The sequence below is a fragment of the Marinobacter xiaoshiensis genome, from assembly GCF_031631795.1.
GTDB lineage: Bacteria > Pseudomonadota > Gammaproteobacteria > Pseudomonadales > Oleiphilaceae > Marinobacter > Marinobacter xiaoshiensis.
Genome location: NZ_JAVMBO010000003.1, coordinates 248286 through 267906, shown reverse-complemented (window position 1 = coordinate 267906; position 19621 = coordinate 248286). Strand labels below are relative to the sequence as shown.

Below are 19621 nucleotides of genomic sequence, written 5' to 3'. Positions count from 1 at the left end.
ATCCTGGCCTCAGAGTGTGACATTGCAGGGCCCTCTCCTGGCCCTGCAACCCTCACGTTTTAATATATTCTGGTGTCCGGATTTTGTACACGTTGAGGCGAGGGTGCTCTATACTGGCCGGTATAGCTCCTAATGGCCGAATATCCGTGTCTATATCTGCACACATTCTGAAAGCCCTCATTATTCTGTTTGGAGCCCTGTGCGGGCTTGTACCTGTCGCATCTCTGGCTGCACCACAGCCTCTAACGGAAGGCTGGGAGTACCGCTGGGGCGACATACCTTTCACCGCGGAAGGTACACCTGACTGGTCCCTTGCACAGCAGCCAGAACAGTGGCACGCCATTGATTTTCCTTCTAACCCCCCAGGCCGAAATGGCCAGGATCAGGTGTGGTATCGGGTAACCCTGCCCGCGGGTGACTGGCAGGATCCCGTGCTTTATATCCTGAGTATCGATTTGATTGTTCAGGTGTGGCTGGATGGTGAAAACATCTACCAATACGGCACCTTCGACAAAGATGGTCGGGGCAAATTCGAAGGCTGGCCCTGGCACAAAATAACTCTGCCAGAGAGTTACGAGAATAAAACGCTGTATTTCCGCGTGTTTTCTGATTACACGGACATAGGTCTTTGGGGTGAAGTGAGCCTCATGGATCACTCAGAATTAATTCTGCATATCCTTAACAACTCTCTGGAGGCCCTTCTTGTTGCAGGGTTTTCTCTGCTGGTGGCGTTGCTCGCACTGATACTTTCCCTGCTGCAGGGCGGCAGAAAGACTTTTACCAGTATTGCTCTCTTTTCTCTGGCTTCATCAGTGATGCTCCTCTCCGAAAGCTCTGCCAGCCAACTGATTGTGCCCGATGCCTTGATGTGGGATTACCTGGCCGCGGGAAGTTACTTTCTGCTGCCTGTTGGTCTTTGGCTTATGCTCGACCAGTGGCTGGGTGGCACGCGTCCACCCCGGGCAATTTCAGTGATCTGGAAACTGCATCTTGTTTACATGCTTGGAGCACTGGGCCTGGCATTGACTGGTGTTATCGGCCTTTCGTTTACCTTCCCTCCATTCGATGCTCTGCTTTTATTGTCCCTCTTTTTGATGGGGCTGATAACGGTTCCCCGTATTCGTTTAATGACCAAAGAGCAGCAAGTTCTTGTGCTGGCGTGCGGCGTGTTCAGTGCTTTATTGGTTGCAGATATGGCAGTGGCGCATGGTTTCATGCAATGGGTCCAGGTACCCGTTGGTCTGGGTCTGCTCGTATTTATACTGGCCGTTGTAATAATCTCGTTAAGACATTACGGAATGACCCAGAGAGCCCTGCAGGAGCTAACTGTCACGCTTGAGCAGCAGGTGGCTGAGCGAACCGAAAAGACAGAGAGGCTTTTGCAGCGAGAGAAGGCCCGGGCGAAGGTGCTGGCGTTTGAGAATGAGAAAAGCCGAGAGTTTGCAGAGGTTGTGGCTGAATTACAGGCCTGCGCTAACCTTGATCAGGCATTCCAGGTGCTCACCGAAGCAATGCCCAGACTGTGCAGCCCTATCAAGGGCATGATCTATCGGCGAATGGCTTGCGGTGGATATGAGCGCCTTGCGCTCTGGGGTTATGGCAGCGCGCTTCCTGACTTGCACCCGGTTATTGAGACACTCGAGCATATGCCGCCCCCGGTGCGCCTTCTTGCCGGTTCCGTTGAGGAGGCTGAGGCGGCTTGCAGAAACTGTCAGGGATTGGTGTGCTTCTCTATCAATGTGGAGTTTATGAACTACGGCCCCGCACCGGAAAGCCTGTTGTTGCTGGACGCGGAGGGCATAAGCAACTCCGGGCACACTGAAGATGGCGCAGCAAGGTTAATGTCCTCGATCAACCTGGTAGTCGAGCGAATAGGGGTGACACTTTCTGGCCTGTCACTCAAGGAAGATCTGCACCGATTCTCCTATGAAGACGCCCTCACGGGGCTCAAGAATCGCCGGTATTTTGACCAGCTATTTGAACACGAAGCTAGCGTAGCTCTGCGCAAAGAACTGCCATTATCTCTGCTTTTGGTTGATATAGACCACTTCAAACAGTTTAACGATACTCATGGGCATGAGGCAGGTGATGCCGCGCTGAAAGCGTTTGCTGCAATACTGGAATCGCGTTTTCGTGGCAGTGATGTTGTCTGCCGTTACGGTGGCGAAGAGTTTGTGGTGATTCTTCCGGCCTCGGATATAGTCGGTGCGAGTGAGCGTGCTGAGCAATTGCGTGAAGCGGTGCGAAAAGAGACGGTTGTGTTTGAGGACAAGGATCTCGGCTTCCTGACCATATCCATTGGTGTTGCGTCATGGCCGGGCAGTACCAAAAAACCCGAGAAGCTGTTGAAGCTTGCAGATGAAATGCTTTACAAGGCTAAAGCAGGTGGGCGAAACAGGGTTGAAGCGTTCCCGGAGCGCTAGCTGGCCGGCGCAGGGCCGCCAGGAATATGGGGTTCAGACCACCAGAACCGGGCACTTGGCATGAGAGGCCACCCGGTGCGAAACGCTGCCGAGGAGCATGCCGTCCTTATCGCTATGAGTACCTCGAGTTCCTACCACGATCAGATCCGCTTCTTTGTCTTGGGCGAATTTCACAATAACCTTTGAGGGGCGCCCGGATTTCACAAAACCTCGAACCTTCGTTGCTCCATGGTCGATAGCCATATCCTTGGCATGTTTGACCACTTCTTTAGCGTAATCAGAAAGCACCTTGTCTGGAATATCCATGTCCGCAGGCCGCCCAATGGAGAGAGACGCTTCAAACAGGCTGTGGTGCTTGTATACACATAGAATAAAAATTTCGGTTTCAGGCATCAGCTTTTGAAAGCCGATAGCCTTATCCAGAGCCTTGAGCGAGGTTTTGGAGCCATCAACCGCCACCAGAATCCGTTTGAACATGCTTGTCTCCTTATATATCCACCGGGTGCGCGCTAGTCTGCGAAGGCAAGATCACGCAGGAACAGGGCGATCTGGGGGAAGGCAATGATCAAACCAGCCGCCAGGATCAGCATGAAAATAAACGGAGGTGTGCCCCGGATAACTTCAAGGTAAGGCCGTTTGAAGATCGCGATGGCTGTGAAAATGTCACAGCCAAACGGCGGTGTTGCCGAACCAATTGCAACCTGCAGTGTAATGAGTACGCCCACCAATACCGGGTCCAGCCCTGTTGCCTGAATGGCTGGTGCAAAAATCGGGGTCAGTACCAGAATCACAACAATGGGGTCGACAAACATACAGGCGATAAAGAAGGCGACGCAGATAGCGACCAACACGCCCACCGGGCCGGCTTCGTTTACGCCGACAGACTCCAGTATTGCCTGGGGAATCTGGGCAAAGGAAATGATCCAGGAGAAGCCGTTGCCAACAGCCACCAGGATGAAGACTACGGCAGTGATCAGGCCGGTAGATTTGGCAATCTTGTAAATTTCACCAATCTTCAGGGAGCGGAAAATGATGAATTCCAGCAGGAATGCATAGAGCACACACACCGCTGCAGCCTCTGTAGGGCTGAAAATGCCACCATAGATACCACCCACAATGATAACCGGGAAGAACAGTGGCCAGCTGGCATCACGAACCGAGAGGGCGCGCTGGTGCCAGGTTGCCTTGGGTTCAGTGGGTACGTTGTTTTTGTAGGCGTAGAACAGGCAGTAGAGCGAGAACATGAACAGGATCAGCAGGCCCGGGCCAACACCAGCGATAAACAACTCTGCGATGGAGGTTTGGGAGATAACCCCATAGATAATCATGCCGATACTGGGGGGAATCAGAAAGGCAATGTCACTGGCGTTGATGATCAGTGCCAGCGTAAATGAATCTGAGTAGCCGGCTTTGAGCATTTTAGGGCGTAAGGGAGAACCTACGGCCACAACGGTTGCCTGGGTAGAGCCGGACACGGCGCCAAAGAGCGTACAGGAAGTTGCGGTACTGATTGCCAGCCCGCCTTTGATATGGCCAATAAACGCCATAACCATGTTGATCAGCCTGTCCGCAGACTGGCCTCGGGTCATTATATCTGCGGCGAGAATGAACATGGGGACAGCAATCAGTGAGGCGGGCCGGATGCCACCCATCATCTGCTGAATGAATGTGCCCATCTGGCCGAAGCCGTCAAACATCATAACAAAGCCAACGACGGCGGCGGTCGTCAGCGGGATCATCATGGGGAAACCGAGCAGTAACAGCCCGATCATGATGATCATTAGAATAGTCGCCATAGGTGTGCCCTTTTTTTATCGTACCCCTGGTGAAACCGGGTCAGACTTCCGATTCTGAATCAGCGTAACCGTCGATCACTCCCGTGGAGAGATAAACATCCTCACTGGTGAAGTTCTTGATTGCTGTGAGGAAATACTGAATGCCAGTCACGGCAAAGCCCACAGGCACCCAGATATAAATCCACCAGATCTCAAAGCCCAACGCCGGCAAAATACGGCCACGGCTGTAAAGGGTTTCGATGTATCCGTAGGAGTGGTAGCACAGAAAGAACATCACCGCAGAAGTAAACAGGGCGATGAAAATCATCAGTACCTTGCGGCCTTTGGATGGTAGCGCATCGTAAACTGCGGACATTCGTATGTGACGACCGTAGCGTGCTGCGTAGCCGATGCCGGCAAAGGTAACCAGAATAATCAGAATGCGATTTATTTCGCCGGAGAAGAAAAAGCCCTCTCCAAACACAAATCGCGCAATAACGTTTACGACGGTGTTTATGGCCATGAGGATAATGCCCGCGGCCAGTATTACGGCTTCTGCGTTGGCAATCCATCCGTCTATGGTTCCCAGAATCCCGGGCAGACCGGACTCAAAAGTACCGGTATCGTCGTCTATCTCCGGGGTGTTCTCCGACATGGGATTTGCTCCAGTTCATGTCGCTCCCGACCGGACATTGATGCTTGGTGGGGCGGGTTAGTTCAATGGAGTGTCCGCCGGCTGGTGCCGGCGGACACAGGAGCACTGCAGGGTTGTTACTTCTGCACGTCTTTCAGGTCTTTCTTGAACTGGTTTAGCAGCTGTTCGCCGCCCTTGCCAGTCATCTCAATAAACTTTTTCTCAACCTGAGGAGCGCGTGCCTTGAACGCTTTGATTTGCTCTTCATTCAAACGCGTTACAGTCACCTTGTCGCTGGCTGCCTGGATTTTTGCGAGTGCTTCATCCGCCAGGCCATCGATGTGGGTGATGATCTTCTCAAAGGCATAGTCTGCGGCATCCTGAATGAGCTTCTTGTCTTCATCTTTCAGGCCGTCGTAGAAATCCTTGTTGGCCATTGCAGCAGTCGTGAACCAGCCATGACCGGTGTAGATCAGGTTAGGTGACACTTCATACAGTCCGCCTGACTCGATCCAGAAAATCGGGTTTTCCTGGCCGTTGATCATGTTGGTCTGCAGTGCACCGTACACTTCACCCCAGGGCAGCGGCGTTGGTGTTGCGCCGAACGCGGAGTAGGTTTCAGACAACAGTGGGTTGGTCATAACCCGGATTTTCTTGTTCTTCATGCCTTCGGGCGTAGTAACTGGCTCATCCAGTGTGATAACAAACTCGCCTTCCGGGTACATTTGCAGAAGCTCGAGGCCCTTGTCGGCATAAAGCTTCGGGAAGTCTTCGTTGATGGCCTTACTCTCACGGAAAAAATCGATAACCGTGCTTATGTCTGTGGGCATCAGGTAGGGGATGAAGAAAATCTGTGCTTCAGGAATCAGGGCACCGGTAAAGCCAGGCGACTGGTTAACAAAGTTCAGAATGCCAGCCTGGGTTTGCTCCATGATGTCGTCAGACTCACCCAGTTCACCAAAGCGATACACCTGGAGAGTGTGGTCGGAGTTTTCTTCGATATATTCCTTGAATTTGTATGCGTATACGTCCTGTACGTCGCCCTCATACTCTTCGTGAGCGTAGCGCCAGTTTGCTGCGTTCACAGAGTTTGCTGCGGTCATTGCCGCAAATGCGAACGCTGAAATTCCGGCCAGTTTCTTGAGTTTACTCATGCTGCTCATCGGGTTTTCTCCGTTCATTTTTCTTCAGACATTTATTGTTACATTGGTAGAGACTGGCAAAACTTACTGACTTTCGCAAGAATTTGACCTATTTGGCTCCATATTGGCCAAATTGTGCTCGATTACTTGAGGCCTGCTCTTGCAAGTAGTGCCCGGAACTCTTCAGTGACTCGTTCAAGACTGTTTGAAAGGCGATGGTCATCAGGGAGAATCAGTATCGGTAGTGCCTGTTTTCGGGCGAGTTCAATAACGGGCATTGGGGGCACTATGTCGTCATCCCAGCCGTGAATGATTTGCACATGTTCGGCCTGGATGCGTGGGCTGGATTGCGGGTAGTCCTTCAGAGCCAAGGCTGGAGCCAGAAGGAAGCAGCCCAGAACCGGAGTCAGCGCACTGGTTTGTGCGCAAACCCAGCCGCCCATGCTGGAGCCCGCAAGGATGATGTTGCGGGGGTCTGCGCCGCTGGCAGCTATGGCATCTTGCATTTGGGCCAAACGAACCGCTGGATCTTTGGTGCTTCTGTGGTCAATGGCGTGGGCTTGCACCTTCTCAAAAGACTCCGCCATGGCTTTCAGAGCCTGGATTTTGGTGCCGCCCGGGCCGCTCTCCAGGCCATGGGAGAGAAAAACGTGCACGGTGCTGTTATTCATGGTGCATCAGTCCCCCGGGTTTCGTTCAGTATGTCGAGGGCATGCCGCCGTTTTGCCGGATCATAGATATCCACAGTAAACATAAGCTCATCCACATCTACACTGGCCAGTAGTTCATTAATCTGGGCTCTGATGGCAGCAGCATCTCCAAGCAACTGCAATCCAAGGAAATCCTTAACCGTTGCTTGCTCGGCAGGGTTCCAAAGGCCGTCCATCGATTTCACCGGCTCTTTCATCCAAAGGGGCTGTCCCCGGAAAAGTGCCAGAATTCGCTGGTAACTGGTAGTCGCAAGGTACTTTGCTTCCTCGGTGCTTGCAGCAGGCACCGCGGGAACTGCCAGCATGCTGTAAGGCTTCTGCAGTTGTTCAGAAGGCTGAAAGTTGTCCTGGTACAGCTTCAGAGCTTCACGGTACAGGCGTGGAGCAAAATGCCCTGCGAAGGCATAGGGTAGGCCGCGCATAGCTGCCAGTTGGGCGCTGTAGAGGCTGGAGCCAAGTAACCATATCGGCACCTTGGTGCCCGCGCCCGGAATCGCCTTCACGGCCTGACCAGGCCGGAGGGGGCCAAGCAGTGACTGGAGTTGTGCAACATCTTCCGGGAACTGCTCTGCGCCCAGGCCGTCGCGGCGAAGGGCTCGGGCTGTTATTTGATCAGTGCCTGGCGCCCGGCCAAGGCCAAGGTCAATGCGGCCGGGGTAGAGGCTTTCGAGGGTTCCAAATTGCTCTGCGATAACCAATGGTGGGTGGTTGGGCAGCATTACACCGCCGGAGCCAACTCGAATGGAGTGGGTTTTGCCAGCAATATGCCCAATCAGTACGGAGGTTGCCGAGCTGCTGATGCCCTCCATATTATGGTGTTCAGCCAGCCAGAATCGCTTGAATCCGAGATTTTCGGCATGCTGGGCATAGGCCACACTGTTTGCGAGTGTATTGCCCACGGAATCGCCTTCGCGGACCGAAGCAAGTTCGAGTAGTGAGTAGTCAGGTAATAGGTTCATAGTGCTAGGATAGCACTTGAAGGTCGTACTGCCCCAGGCGGTTTGATAATGCCGGGTCGCGCAGAGATCCACTACTCAGAAGGAATCCATTGTGCAGCAAAGTGCCTATTATGAAGACGACACCACACTGGCCCAATACCTGGAGTTTCATTTTGGTGAGCAGTGGCATGGCGAAGCCAACTTCCCCAGGGGACTGGCAAAGGTAGCCATTGATGCCATGGATGGACGCACCTTGGGGAGAGCGCTGGACATTGGCTGTGCCTGTGGCCGCACCAGCTTTGAGTTGGCCCAGGCGTTTGCACATGTAGATGGAATCGATTTCTCCAGCAAGTTTGTGGAGCAGTGTCAGGTAATGGCCAGGGACAAAGTGGTTCGCTATGCCCGGCCGGAGGAAGGCTCACTGGTGAGCTTTCAGGAACGCACTCTTGCGTCCTTGGACCTTGAAGAGGCTGCTGAGCGGGTGGCCTTCCATCAAGGGGATGCTTGCGACCTCAAACCTGAGTTCACCGGATACGATCTGGTGCTGGCGGGCAATCTGATTGATCGGCTATACGACCCCTCCCTCTTTTTAACGCGCATTCACGAGCGCATGAATGATAACGGGCTCCTGCTGATTGCCTCTCCTTACACCTGGCTGGAAGAGTACACACCCAGGGACAAGTGGGTGGGCGGGTTCAAGAAAGGTGGTGAGGACTACAGCACGTTTGACGGCCTGCGCGATATGCTGGCGCCCCACTTCACCTTGTTAATGGAGACCCGAAGCCTGCCATTTGTGATCCGTGAGACGCGCAACAAGTTCCAGCACAGCTTTTCCGAACTGACAATTTGGGAGAAAAACAGGCCGGCATAGTCGTATGAGTGCCTTTGGAAAGGCTCGAAAGTACAGGTGCCGGGCGGGCGAAAAATATAATAGCTTACGAACGACTTAGATCACTTTGACTTGACGGAAGCTATGGTGCGCAAAGTGCACTTTGATTGATAATGTGCCCCCCAAACTTTTGAGCCTACTACCATGAATGAAATCAGTAGTTCTGAAAAGCTACCTTTCCGGCGTTGCTCCAAACGTATTCTCACCCCTGACAGCGTATTCGCAAGAGTAGCCCTGGCAATTTTAGCGGTGTTTACTCTTGGCTTCAGTTCGATTGCCAGCGCCGCTGAATCCGGCGCTCAAAGCCTGACCCATCATCCTGTTGGGTACATTGCTGTCATCATCTTTGTGATTGCTTATGCATTCGTGATGCTTGAAGAAAAGCTGCACCTGCGCAAGTCCAAACCGGTGTTGCTGGCAGCTGGCCTGATCTGGTTCCTGGTGGCCGGTGCGGCTGCTATGAGCGGCGATACCGAAAGCGCCAATGCGGCCTTGAAGCATAATTTGCTGGAATACTCCGAGCTTCTGCTGTTTCTGCTGGTCGCTATGACCTATATAAACGCCATGGAAGAGCGACAGCTTTTTGATGCCCTGCGTGGCTGGCTGGTAAGCAAGGGCTTCAGCTATCTCAGTCTGTTCTGGATTACCGGGTTGCTGGCATTCTTTATCTCACCCATTGCCGATAACCTCACCACAGCTCTGCTGATGTGTGCTGTTCTGATGAAGGTGGGTGAAGACAGTCCCAAATTTATCGCCCTTGGATGTATCAATATCGTTATTGCGGCAAATGCGGGGGGCGCCTTCTCTCCTTTTGGCGACATTACAACGCTGATGGTCTGGCAGAAAGGTGTAGTCGAGTTTACCGAGTTTTTCAGGTTGTTCATTCCTGCAGCAGTTAACTTCCTTGTGCCAGCTGTGATTATGAGCTTTGCGGTTCCGAGTGAGCCACCGAAGGATGCGTCAGACCCAGTGATCATGAAGCGCGGTGCCCGCCGCACAGTTGTGCTTTTCCTGCTCACCATTACTACCGCTGTATTGGGCCATAACTTCCTGCACCTGCCGGCTGTGGTCGGCATGATGATGGGCCTGGCTTACCTGCAGTTCCTGGGGTATTACCTGCAACGGAGCTTCAAGCGTGGAGTGGCCCGTGAACGGGTGTGGGCTGAAAATCACAAGAATACCCGCCTGCTTGAGCGGCTCGATAAAGCGGTGCCTTTCGATATTTTTAATCCGATGGCACGCACAGAATGGGATACGCTGCTGTTTTTCTACGGTGTGGTGCTTTGTGTGGGCGGGCTTGGTTACATCGGCTACCTGGCCGAGGTATCGCAAATCCTATATAGCGACTGGAACGCCACGGGGGCCAACATTGCGGTGGGCGTTATGTCGGCCATCGTAGATAACATTCCGGTGATGTTCGCCGTGCTTTCGATGGAACCTGACATGTCCCACGGGCAGTGGCTGCTGGTGACGCTTACTGCAGGTGTTGGCGGCTCCATGCTGTCAATCGGCTCCGCTGCCGGCGTTGCACTGATGGGGCAGGCAAGGGGCTATTACACTCTCATGTCGCACCTGCGCTGGACGCCGGTCATCGCACTTGGGTACGCCGCTTCCATCGCAACTCACATGTGGCTCAACGCCAGTCTGTTCTGATCGCCCTGACACGGAGCCCTCAACGGGCTCCGTTGTTCAAGCTGTATTGCTCAGCGCGTTTTAACGAGCTGTTTTCAGGGCTGTTGCCCACTTCTCCATTTCAGTCAGCATAGCTGTCGCAGAATGGTCGATGGGCTCGTTGGAGCTGAATACTTTGTTATCATCCAGGTGGTTCCACGCCATGGGCACCATCACACCTTCTACCATCGGCATCATTTTCAGAGTAGTCACCAGCTGGCGAGCCAGTGTTGCCGCACGAATACCACCCGCAGCGCCGCCATAGCTTACAAAGCCGCAGGGCTTGTAGTTCCATTCTGTGTAAACGTAATTCAGAGCGTTCACAAAAGCTGGTGGTGGGCAGTAGTTGTATTCTGGCGTTACGAACACAAAGGCATCGGCTGAGTTAACGCTTTCAGACCAGCGCTTGGTGTGTTCGTGTTCATAAATACCCGAGCGTGGGTGGTTGGCTTCGTTGTATACCGGCAGGTCAAAATCCGCCAGGTCGACTAACGTGCAATCGAAACTGGAGTTGCTTGCCGCAAATTCGTGAAACCAGGTTGCGATAGATGGGCCAATACGACCTGGGCGAGTGCTGCAGATTACTACATTCAGTTTAAGCGCCATGAACAGTGTCCTGAGTGGATATGAGTGCCGGCCCGAAGCCGGCGATTGTATAGCTGGCGTTAAATCTAGATGCTCGGGCGAATTAGATCAAACGAAGCATTTTGAGAGAGATGAACAGGAAATCCGATCAAGTGCGCAAGCAGGGCTATGATGTTTGGCGCACGAGTTCCTCCAGCCTGCTTGCCGGCATGGGCCTGCCAAATGCCCAGCCCTGCGCAAACCTGACGCCCATGTTTGAAACAATAGTGGCCTGGATGCTTGTTTCGACACCCTCCGCAACAACCTCCATGCCCAGTTCTTTTGCAATACTGACCATTAGCGGAACAAGCGCTGCGCCCAAACCGCCGGTATCTATATCGAATACGAAGCTGCGGTCAATTTTCAGTGTGTTGCAGCCCAGATCCCGCACCTTTGCGAGGTTGGAATAACCGGTACCAAAGTCGTCGACTGCCAGCTCAAAGCCGTTGGCCTTGATCCACTGTATACAGTCTTTGGCGGTAGCCGTATCAAGATGCTCGTCTTCGGTAATCTCGAAAGCAATATTAAACCGCGATGCTGCAAGTGCCAGTGAAATGTCGGCATCTTTCATTCTGCTCTGGGCGATATCAGAGGGGAAAAGGTTGATGTTTACCTTGAAGCCGTCCGGTAGCCCGGCTCTGGTGTTCAGGTCGTCCAGAGTCTTCTGCATGATCAGTTGGGTAAATTGCCAGCCCTTACCGATATTGGCCAACACCGGAATGAATTCATCCGGGTAAAGGGCACCATAGGTATCACGAAATCGGGCCAGAACCTCACACCCGATAATGCTCCCGCTCTTGAGGTCTACAATCGGCTGGTACAGTGGGAAATAGGCATCATGCCTCATGCCCCGGATTATCCGTTGGGTTGTGCTCAGCCGCCTTTTCAGAACAAGCCAGCTCACCAGGCCTGATCCGGAGCCTAAAACCAGCCCTGTTACTGCCAGGAAAACTGCAAGTGACTGGCTACGCCTTAAAACGTCGGTGTGTTTTATTTCTGCGCTCGCGCAGTAGGGAATAATGTCGCTGCAGGTTTCCGAATAAATGGTTGTGAGCGTAATGTCCTGCCCGGATTGTTTGCTCAAGCTTCGGAACACGCCCGGGTCTCCGAAGGCATGCTGGGTCTGGGAAAGGCTGTTGCGATACACCAACTCCCAGCGGCTGTTTGCAATGGCAAGCTGTTCCAGCCAGCGGGTATCAAGTACCACATTGAACAGACCTTTCCCCACGATAGGGGCAACAATCTCACCGTCAAAGAGCGCAAGGCGGGCGGCAGGCCAGTAGCTGAAACCGTCGTCGCTGATAAAATCCCACGAGTCCTGTTTTATCGGTGTTTTCAAAATCCCCTGGCCAGTGGTACACAACACTGTGTTGTCCCGCAGAAAGCCAATATCCCTTACACGGTAGGTATGAAAAAGCTCCCGTCGCATGACCGCAAGCAAGGTGTCGTTGCATTGGTCAAAGCCTTGCGCATTCAACCGGTCAATAACGGAACGGCTCTCCAATGCGATTTTCTCGGCTTCAGACATCAAAGCGTCTAGCTCTACCGATTGGGACACCAAAGCGCCCTGAATGGCCACAAACAGAGTGATCATCGCGTATACGCAAAAAGCGCAGAGGCCTGAGATTACGACGATCAAGACCTGTGTCCCACGGAGGGGGTGGCCAACATTGGGCATGTTCACGGCATTCTTTAAAGGGTTTCAGTCACTATAGTTGAAAGTGGTTGAGGGGGAAAATAGTGGCCCCGGGCATCCCTGCACTGTGGGGCCGCAAGTTTAAGGGTCGCAAGAGCCACCGGGTAAGCTGTCAATCCATGAAGCAATCAGTGCTACGCCCTCCTCATGTACGAGGGCACGCCCTATTTCAGGCATGCGATGCCTGGGCTGCGCGGTACTCATTCGGTAGTGCAGAATCGAGTTCTCTGCGTCGCCCGGCACCAAATCATAATTGCGTCCGTCACTGCCGCGGTAGGCCACAGGTGTTTTGCAGTAGCCATGTTGGGGCTTATGGTCAATATACGAACGCCAATACTCAAGGTTCAGCCCCGTGTTACTGGCGCCTCCCTCGGGCCGATGGCAATGAGCGCAGTTAATATCAAGGTATCCTTTTGCCAGATCCATGAGTTCGGCACTGGATTTAGTCGGCAGTAGCTGGGCATCTGCGTCTGTATAAGCAGTTATCGTGTCGATCGTCGACAAGTCCGCGGGAAGACCTGTCAAAAAGCCTGCTGTTTGCCAATGAGTAAGTTGGTTCTCTGGGCCTTCGGCGTAGTCATAGGATCTATTCAGTAATCGAGCTTTGGGTCCGATCGGCATGAACTTGCTGGTACCGGCGACATCGAACTGGTGACACTGCTTACACATGTTGGTATCGGGTACTTCGTAGGTGAAATCCTGCTGTTTTCCGTTGTGAACCAATGAGACAGGCAAGAATGCGCCGGCGCTTTTAAATTCGGCGATTGTTGCGTTAGCGTTCCAAACATAGGGCAGCGCAGTCCATCCACTTTCGCGGTGAATCAGCAGCCGGGTTTCCAGCAGTGTTTCATCTTCGATGCCGCGGAATGCTGTGTCGGCCGGCAGTGCAAAGGTTTTGGTGATCACGGTGCCAACCGGGAACTCCATGGTTTCATTTTCCGAGAACCTGGCCGCTTTGCCATCCGGAATGAAAACGAATCGATATTTGCTGGTGTAGTCTGTGAAAAGCGCCGTTGTCAGGTCGTAAGGTGTGCCGTTACCGGTTGGGTTGGCTGTGGGATTGGTTGGGTCTTCAAACAGCCGGTAACTGCTCAGATATTTGCAGTTGGCGGTCATAAGAGCATCAATGTTGACATCGTCGCCGGCCTCTCCACACACACCAGACTCAGTGGGTGATGTGATATTGCCAATAGTGTCGCCATCACCTCCGCCGCCACACGCTGTTAGCAACAAGGCTCCGGCCAGTGATAATCCCGTCAGCAGATGGTTGGTTTTTTTCAGATTCATAGAGCCACTCCTGCAGGCTTCCGGATATATCCGAAAGCCTGTTTTCAAAAAAGGGGAAGCGAGGCCCACCACGAAGGTGTGGGCCTCGTGGTTTTACAGTGCGCAGGACGCGGAGCTTGGGTCGCTTGCGTCGTCTTCGCCACAACCGTAGCTGGTGCCATTGATGGTTGCTTTTGATGGGCTGAGTGCCGCAGGCATAGTGGCGCATGCCATCAGGTTGGTCTGGCTGGCTTCGAACAGGAAGTCTGGCATTGCGCCATCTACGAGCTTGCTGCCATCACCCTCAGGATCGAACACAACGCCATGGCTTACGTTGCCGTTGTTTGCGGAACAGATGTAATCCCCTTGGCTGAAAGGAGCCCCTGCTGTTGTTGCATCCGCCCCGACATAAGCTACCAGTTCGCCTAGTCCGTCATACAAAATGGCCGGGAATGCCTGATGGAAGGCGTTGAAGCCCGTGATGATATCGGTAATCAAATAGCCGGTAGGTGCATAGCTTGAATTCTGGATCTCGTTATCATGGATCGAAATGTTGCGGGGCACTGCTTCCCAGCCGTCATCAATGACAGTGGTATATTTGGGGTTTACGTAGCCGAGGTTCTCGTCTGCAATGTAGTAACTGGTAGTGACAATTGACGTGGTTTTATGGTCCGTGATGCGGTTTTTATAGATCTCAACATCGTTTGTAGACAGCACAATGATGCCAGTTCCTGGCGGTACAATGTGAACCCCACCTTCAAAATCGCCTACTTTCGCAAAGTTTACCTCGTTGTTGTTTAGCACTTCGTTGTCAAATACTCGCACGTTGGTGCCGTAAATATCGTTACCAATGGGCAGATCGAATATCAGAATGCCACCTGTATTCTTGCGGGCGATGTTGTCGTATACGTCGGCGTTGATTGAGTTCTCGATCTCAATACCTGCCACGTTTTCCTCGGCAATATTCCGACGCACTACAATGTTTTCTGACTGGCCAACATAAATGCCCGCATCTGCCGACCCGCGCACGTATGAGTCTTCAATCAGTATGTTTTTGGATTCAACCGGGTATAGGCCATAGGCACCGTTCTGGTCGTTCAGTTCACCTTCCCACACAGTCGCAACTGACTTGAGAATAATGCCGTCGGTATTTTTGAATTTAATGGCGTTGGCTGCAGCCTCGTAAACTCCGAGATCTTTTATGGTGACGTCTTTGCCATTCTGAACAAACAGCCCGTCACCACCGGTAGAATTCTCAAAGTTCAGAATGGTTTTCCCCATTCCGTAACCGACGATCGTGATATTTTCAACTGGAATGCCATCGCCGTCGGAGTCTGCATCAAACGTGAGCGTGCCTTTGATCGAAAAGGTTCCTTGCGGGAACACGATGACATCGCCGGATTTGGCGTTGATAAAGGCATTCTTGGCTGCGGTAGTCAGGGTGTCATCGGCCGGAAGCATGATTGCCCCCTCCGGGAACGTAACGGCTGGCGGTGATTCATTATTGCTGTCGCTGCCGCCGCAACCTGCCAGCAGCAGTGCGGGGACAATGCCCACGAGTAAAAGGGGGTTTTTGTTGATGCTGATGTGATTGTTTGTAGCCTGCATACCAACTCCAGATGCATGAGATATTGTTGTTGTTTATTTATGGCGAGCCGAGCAGCACCGAGTAGAAGAACAGCACGGCTGGATAGCAAACTATGCAGGATTGACGAATATCACGAGCAAAACCGCTGCGCAGAATACGGCAGCCTGTGTGCAAAAACTCCAAGCCCTTCTGTCACAATGGCCAGAGGGGAGTTTCTGTGGTCTGAGCAAATTGTTGAAATTGCAGAAAGTGATCAGGTAGGAACCCTAGTGAGCCTCGTTGTTCTGGCGAAATTCAGTAGGTGTGCACTGTTGGATTTCCCGGAACGCACGGTTGAATGAGCTCAAGGTTCTGTATCCAATGTCCAGTGCAATATTGAGAACGGGCGTATCCGGTTCGGCAATCAGGCGCTCCGCGGCTTCGGCGATTCTGAGTTGGTTAATGTAGTCGTTGAAGTTGCGGTAGCCTAATTGCTTGTTGATCAGTGCACGAGTGCGATATTCCGGAAGCTCGAGTTTTCTCGCCAGCATTTTCAAGGTCAGATGTTCTGTGCGGTAATATTTTTCTTCCATCACGCTCGCAAGGCGAGCAATGTGCTCATCCTGGACACCTGGCTGGTTACTGGTTTCGGATGCCTGCATTGATGGCATAGCTTCAACTTCGGGGGCAGGGCCGCTGCGGAACGAGAGATCGCTGAATCTGCCCTTCAAAAGGAAGGTGGCTATGGCTACGCCCGCAATGGAGACTACCAGTGCTCGGTTAACTGCGTAGGCAGCATCCAGATTGAAGGCCAGGGCTACAAGAAACACAGTGGTGCCTGCAACAACCAGAACGAGCGCCCGAAGCTTTCGGCGCGGTTCCACCAGGTCAGAGGACCAGTCTGCAAGAACTGTCCAAAGGCCGTTTGCAATGATCAAAAATTCAAATACTTCTCCAAGTTCCCAACCGAAAAAGAGCAGGAGCCCCTGCGCACTCTGGTGATCTGAAAATAGCCTTGCTGTACAGGGCGCGATTACACTGTAGAGCGCCATAGCGCTCCATGCCGAAAATAGCTTTAAACGCTGGCGGAAGGTGGTCTGACACAGCAACCAGAACAGGGCTGGAAGCATTACTTCCAGATTCAGCGTAAGCCATTGCCAGTGGGGTGGCGCAAGTGGGTGGAGTAAGAACCCGGAGCTGGCGATTAGAAAAACCGCGAACACCCGTGCAGCGGATGAATGTTGTAGCTCTCGGGTTGTGGTGATCAGGAGGATAACCAGGCAAGCCAGGCCAAAGCCGGTCAAAATCAGCATGCTTGAAATACTCGACGCTGTTTATTGTTGTTTGCGCTAAACGCTTGCAAACATGTCACTCAGGCGTGCCGGTGTCAATTACGACCAGCAATGCGACACGAAGTGGCACGGCTGAGAGACTATGCGTCGAAGAGGGAGGAGGCGTTTTTGGCGAGGTTACTTCAGCTTGAGACTTTCAGAACAACAGCATGCCCTTCTTCGTTACCCGACCCCAGTTTAACAACACTCCCTGGCTTGGTGCCAAGCAGCGCGAGGCCGAACGGTGAGCCTATACAAACATCATCTTTTTCGGCTTCAGGGCAGGATCCGGAATCTGTTAATCGGAAGGTGAGTTCCGATGAGTCGAGGCAGTTGATCAGCGTTACAGTGCTGCCAATCATAGCCGTATTTTCGGGGGGGATAACGGGGTTTCTGTAGAGCCTTCCCAGTTTTGCATTAAGCGTTGCGATATCACGTGAACCCAGGTTAAAACCTACATTCATCATCATGTCAGTATCTCTGCCTACTAAAAATATTCGTTTTGTTACTGGTGCCACAAACGTTTAGACGTTTATGTTTTTTAAAAGTATCAGGAAGCTCGCGAGCACCGTATGGCGGGGCTCGCCGACTAATGGAAAGTAATCGAAAGGGGAAATAAAGAAACCATGGAGAGCTCCTTCACTGAGGTTGCCGGCACCATAGCACCTTTGGATTTAAAGGCAAGGGTGCGGAGGGTAAGGGTACTAAAGTCTATGTAAGGGGCTGAAGGGAGGAGCTGAGTTTGCAGGAAGAAACTGCTGAGTCACATTCGATCTGGCTCTGCATGCGCAGGCTGTTTAGCAGCACGCATAGACTGCTGAGTGACATGGCAACGGCTGCGATTACCGGCTGAATCCAGCCTGTAACCGCCAGTGGAATTACCAAGGCGTTGTAACCCACTGCCCAAAACAGATTCTGATACATCAGCTTACGTGCCCGTTGTGCCAACTGCAGGGTGGTGGGTACCTTGGCGATGCTTTCCGTGAGATAAACAGCTGCTGCTGCGCCAGTGGCGGATGCCGCATTGCCCACGGCGATACCCAGTCTTGCGCCGGCCAAAGCCAAGCCATCATTGAGGCCGTCGCCTACAAATACGGTGGGAGTCTGTTGTTCCAGGTTTGCGATAAAGCTGTGTTTCTGCTCGGGGGAATACTCTGAGAGCACATGTTCCGGAGTAATACCAAGGCGTTTGGCCAGATCCAGACAGGCCTTGCGAGTGTCGCCGCTGAGTAAATAGATTACGTAGCCCTGCTGCACCAGCTGGCGGATCGTGGCTGCCGATTCCTGCCTGATAGTCTCCTGAAAACCGATCTTGCCGGCATAAAGCCCGTTGCAGGCCAGATAAACACTCATTCCCGTATCTTCGGTGGGCGGAACGTCGATGCCCTGTTCCCTCAGCCAGCTGGCGCGCCCGGCCAGAGCGACCGTCTCCCCGTTTACCCAGCGTGTTCCAAGCCCGGAAAAACTCCCCCGTGTTCCTTCAGGTGCTGGCTCAGGCACTGAATGCCTATTCGCCATCAGGCCCCGGGCAACCGGGTGTGGTGACTCCAGGAGCGTATCCTGCGCCAGTTGCAGCAGGCCGCTTTCCGTCCATTGCCTGGCAGGCGTGATGCTATTTACGCTGGGTTCGCCCGTAGTCAATGTGCCGGTTTTATCGAAGACAATCGCACCCACTTCAGCCGCTGCCTCAAGGGCGGCAGGATCTTGCAATACGATGCCGCGATTGATCATGTTGGCATGCCCCATGGTGATCACCAGAGGGATGGCCAGGCTAAGAGCGCAGGGGCAGCTGATGATCATAACGGCCAGCCCGCGAGCCGCAGCCTCTGGAATCGGAACGCCTTGAACAAGGGCAAGGCCCACGGCCGCTGTGGCTGCAATCAGAATAACGGGTAGCAGAATGCGTGCAATGCGATCAGTCAGGCGTTGAAGGGTGGTTTTACGGCTAAGCAAAGCGCTGATGGAGCGGGATAATTGGTCGATACGGCGCTGGCCGGTGCTGGCGGTTACGACCAGTTCCAGTTCACCTTCCACCAACTGGCAGCCTGCAAGCAGTTCTGCACCTGGCCCGAGCGCCTGAGGCATATGTTCGCCAGTCAGCATGGAGAGATCGGCTTGGCCGTGCCCTTGCACAATCTGGCCATCCAGAGCCAGCTGTTCTCCAGCTCTGAGCACGATGTGTTCGCCGGCTTTAATGTCGGTGGCTGGGTGGGTTTCGAGTTTGCCTTCAGGGTTTTTGAGGGTGGCCTGTTCCGGCACATGCTGAAGGTAGCGGCGAATGATCTCGGAGGCGCGCCGGCGCACGCTGGTATCCAGCAATCTTGCGATCAGCTGGAAAGTGATCAGCATAACGGCAGCATCGAAATATACGTGGTAGCTGCCGGCGAAGATCTGCCATGTTGATATGATGCAGGCCGCGAAGACTGCCAGAAAAATAAGGCTGTCGAGGCCCGGTGCGCCTGCAATCAGCGTGCGCCAGCCCACCCGATAGAAGTGAGAGCCAGAATAGAGCACGACCGGAGCGGCGAACAAACCGCTGGCGACGGCCAGTGGCCATAAGACTTCCGCCTCTACCGCACCAAAGGGTGCCAGATAGATTAACAGGGCCGGCATCATGCTCCACATGCCAAAGACTACAGCCACCGCCAGTCGCCGTTGTAAGTGCTTGCGCACCGACTCGGCCTGGAGCTTGCTGCGGTCAGGATCAACCGAGCTGTGCAAGCGGTAACCCAGGCGGGCAACAGCTTGCTGAAGGTTCGCCAGCGGGGGCTTCTCCTTGTCCCAGCAAATCATTGCCACATCTGCTGCAAAGTTCACTGCAGCGTCGCTGACCCCCGGTTGTTTCTTCAGCAGCGCTTCAACGGCAATCGCACAACTGCCACAGCGCATCCCCTCAATCATCAGGATGTCCTGATTCTGTTGTTCCTGCGCTGTGCTTCTGTTGTTGGCGGCCAT

The 19621-nt window shown here is 53.3% G+C and carries 16 protein-coding genes; 3 read left to right on the top strand and 13 right to left on the bottom strand.

The genetic code is table 11. The features are described 5' to 3' along the window. The first annotated feature begins 146 nt into the window (after window positions 1–146). The gene (locus RKA07_RS01210) at window positions 147–2423 is read left to right on the top strand and encodes a GGDEF domain-containing protein (protein ID WP_310965340.1); all 2277 of its coding nucleotides are present in this window, start codon (window positions 147–149) and stop codon (window positions 2421–2423) included. Window positions 2424–2456: 33 nt separating this feature from the next. Here RKA07_RS01210 and RKA07_RS01205 read toward each other — a convergent pair whose 3' ends face one another. From RKA07_RS01205 to RKA07_RS01180, 6 genes are all read right to left on the bottom strand, one after another. Further along, window positions 2457–2900: a universal stress protein gene (locus tag RKA07_RS01205; RefSeq protein WP_200201374.1), complete on the bottom strand. Its 444-nt coding sequence runs from the start codon at window positions 2898–2900 to the stop codon at window positions 2457–2459. 32 nt (window positions 2901–2932) lie between these two features. Continuing rightward, window positions 2933–4219, bottom strand: a complete 1287-nt coding sequence (locus tag RKA07_RS01200; protein ID WP_200370442.1) for a TRAP transporter large permease — start codon at window positions 4217–4219, stop codon at window positions 2933–2935. Between the two features lie 40 nt (window positions 4220–4259). Then, on the bottom strand, window positions 4260–4853 hold the full coding sequence (locus RKA07_RS01195) for a TRAP transporter small permease (RefSeq protein WP_200370440.1): 594 nt from the start codon (window positions 4851–4853) through the stop codon (window positions 4260–4262). 116 nt (window positions 4854–4969) lie between these two features. Continuing rightward, window positions 4970–5995, bottom strand: coding sequence for a TRAP transporter substrate-binding protein (locus RKA07_RS01190; protein WP_200201371.1), 1026 nt, complete (start codon window positions 5993–5995; stop codon window positions 4970–4972). Between the two features lie 122 nt (window positions 5996–6117). After that, window positions 6118–6645: a YqiA/YcfP family alpha/beta fold hydrolase gene (locus tag RKA07_RS01185; protein ID WP_200201370.1), complete on the bottom strand. Its 528-nt coding sequence runs from the start codon at window positions 6643–6645 to the stop codon at window positions 6118–6120. Then, entirely contained in the window at window positions 6642–7643 is a 1002-nt protein-coding gene (locus tag RKA07_RS01180; protein ID WP_310965339.1) for an LLM class flavin-dependent oxidoreductase, read from the bottom strand. The genes RKA07_RS01185 and RKA07_RS01180 overlap by 4 nt, the downstream gene beginning before the upstream one ends. A 91-nt stretch (window positions 7644–7734) precedes the next feature. Between RKA07_RS01180 and RKA07_RS01175 the strand changes: the two genes are divergently transcribed. Together RKA07_RS01175 and nhaD are read left to right on the top strand one after the other, a co-directional pair. Beyond that, window positions 7735–8493, top strand: a complete 759-nt coding sequence (locus RKA07_RS01175) for a putative 4-mercaptohistidine N1-methyltransferase (RefSeq protein ID WP_310965338.1) — start codon at window positions 7735–7737, stop codon at window positions 8491–8493. A 162-nt stretch (window positions 8494–8655) separates the two neighbouring features. Beyond that, a complete protein-coding gene (gene nhaD, locus RKA07_RS01170; protein WP_200201367.1) occupies window positions 8656–10164 on the top strand; it encodes a sodium:proton antiporter NhaD in 1509 nt (502 codons plus the stop codon). Window positions 10165–10224: 60 nt separating this feature from the next. Here nhaD and RKA07_RS01165 read toward each other — a convergent pair whose 3' ends face one another. The 7 genes from RKA07_RS01165 to RKA07_RS01135 form a co-directional block, all read right to left on the bottom strand. Beyond that, window positions 10225–10788: an NADPH-dependent FMN reductase gene (locus tag RKA07_RS01165; protein WP_200201366.1), complete on the bottom strand. Its 564-nt coding sequence runs from the start codon at window positions 10786–10788 to the stop codon at window positions 10225–10227. 145 nt (window positions 10789–10933) lie between these two features. After that, the gene (locus RKA07_RS01160) at window positions 10934–12445 is read right to left on the bottom strand and encodes an EAL domain-containing protein (protein ID WP_200201365.1); all 1512 of its coding nucleotides are present in this window, start codon (window positions 12443–12445) and stop codon (window positions 10934–10936) included. A gap of 138 nt (window positions 12446–12583) precedes the next feature. After that, the gene (locus tag RKA07_RS01155) at window positions 12584–13789 is read right to left on the bottom strand and encodes an SO2930 family diheme c-type cytochrome (RefSeq protein WP_200201364.1); all 1206 of its coding nucleotides are present in this window, start codon (window positions 13787–13789) and stop codon (window positions 12584–12586) included. Between the two features lie 93 nt (window positions 13790–13882). Continuing rightward, window positions 13883–15376 (bottom strand): parallel beta-helix domain-containing protein, encoded by a 1494-nt coding sequence (locus RKA07_RS01150; protein ID WP_310965336.1) that lies wholly within the window; start codon window positions 15374–15376, stop codon window positions 13883–13885. 246 nt (window positions 15377–15622) lie between these two features. Further along, complete coding sequence (locus RKA07_RS01145) at window positions 15623–16648, bottom strand: AraC family transcriptional regulator (protein WP_310965335.1); 1026 nt, start codon at window positions 16646–16648, stop codon at window positions 15623–15625. Between the two features lie 161 nt (window positions 16649–16809). Next, on the bottom strand, window positions 16810–17136 hold the full coding sequence (locus RKA07_RS01140) for a GreA/GreB family elongation factor (protein WP_200370428.1): 327 nt from the start codon (window positions 17134–17136) through the stop codon (window positions 16810–16812). A 241-nt stretch (window positions 17137–17377) separates the two neighbouring features. Beyond that, entirely contained in the window at window positions 17378–19621 is a 2244-nt protein-coding gene (locus RKA07_RS01135; protein WP_310965334.1) for a heavy metal translocating P-type ATPase, read from the bottom strand.

Coding starts and splice junctions, on each gene's coding strand:
- RKA07_RS01205 (WP_200201374.1), bottom strand. CDS start 2,900: ATGTTCAAACGGATTCTGGTGGCGGTTGATGGCTCCAAAACCTCGCTC.
- RKA07_RS01200 (WP_200370442.1), bottom strand. CDS start 4,219: ATGGCGACTATTCTAATGATCATCATGATCGGGCTGTTACTGCTCGGT.
- RKA07_RS01195 (WP_200370440.1), bottom strand. CDS start 4,853: ATGTCGGAGAACACCCCGGAGATAGACGACGATACCGGTACTTTTGAG.
- RKA07_RS01190 (WP_200201371.1), bottom strand. CDS start 5,995: ATGAGCAGCATGAGTAAACTCAAGAAACTGGCCGGAATTTCAGCGTTC.
- RKA07_RS01185 (WP_200201370.1), bottom strand. CDS start 6,645: ATGAATAACAGCACCGTGCACGTTTTTCTCTCCCATGGCCTGGAGAGC.
- RKA07_RS01180 (WP_310965339.1), bottom strand. CDS start 7,643: ATGAACCTATTACCTGACTACTCACTACTCGAACTTGCTTCGGTCCGC.
- nhaD (WP_200201367.1), top strand. CDS start 8,656: ATGAATGAAATCAGTAGTTCTGAAAAGCTACCTTTCCGGCGTTGCTCC.
- RKA07_RS01165 (WP_200201366.1), bottom strand. CDS start 10,788: ATGGCGCTTAAACTGAATGTAGTAATCTGCAGCACTCGCCCAGGTCGT.
- RKA07_RS01155 (WP_200201364.1), bottom strand. CDS start 13,789: ATGAATCTGAAAAAAACCAACCATCTGCTGACGGGATTATCACTGGCC.
- RKA07_RS01150 (WP_310965336.1), bottom strand. CDS start 15,376: ATGCAGGCTACAAACAATCACATCAGCATCAACAAAAACCCCCTTTTA.
- RKA07_RS01145 (WP_310965335.1), bottom strand. CDS start 16,648: ATGCTGATTTTGACCGGCTTTGGCCTGGCTTGCCTGGTTATCCTCCTG.
- RKA07_RS01140 (WP_200370428.1), bottom strand. CDS start 17,136: ATGATGATGAATGTAGGTTTTAACCTGGGTTCACGTGATATCGCAACG.
- RKA07_RS01135 (WP_310965334.1), bottom strand. CDS start 19,621: ATGGCCGCCAACAACAGAAGCACAGCGCAGGAACAACAGAATCAGGAC.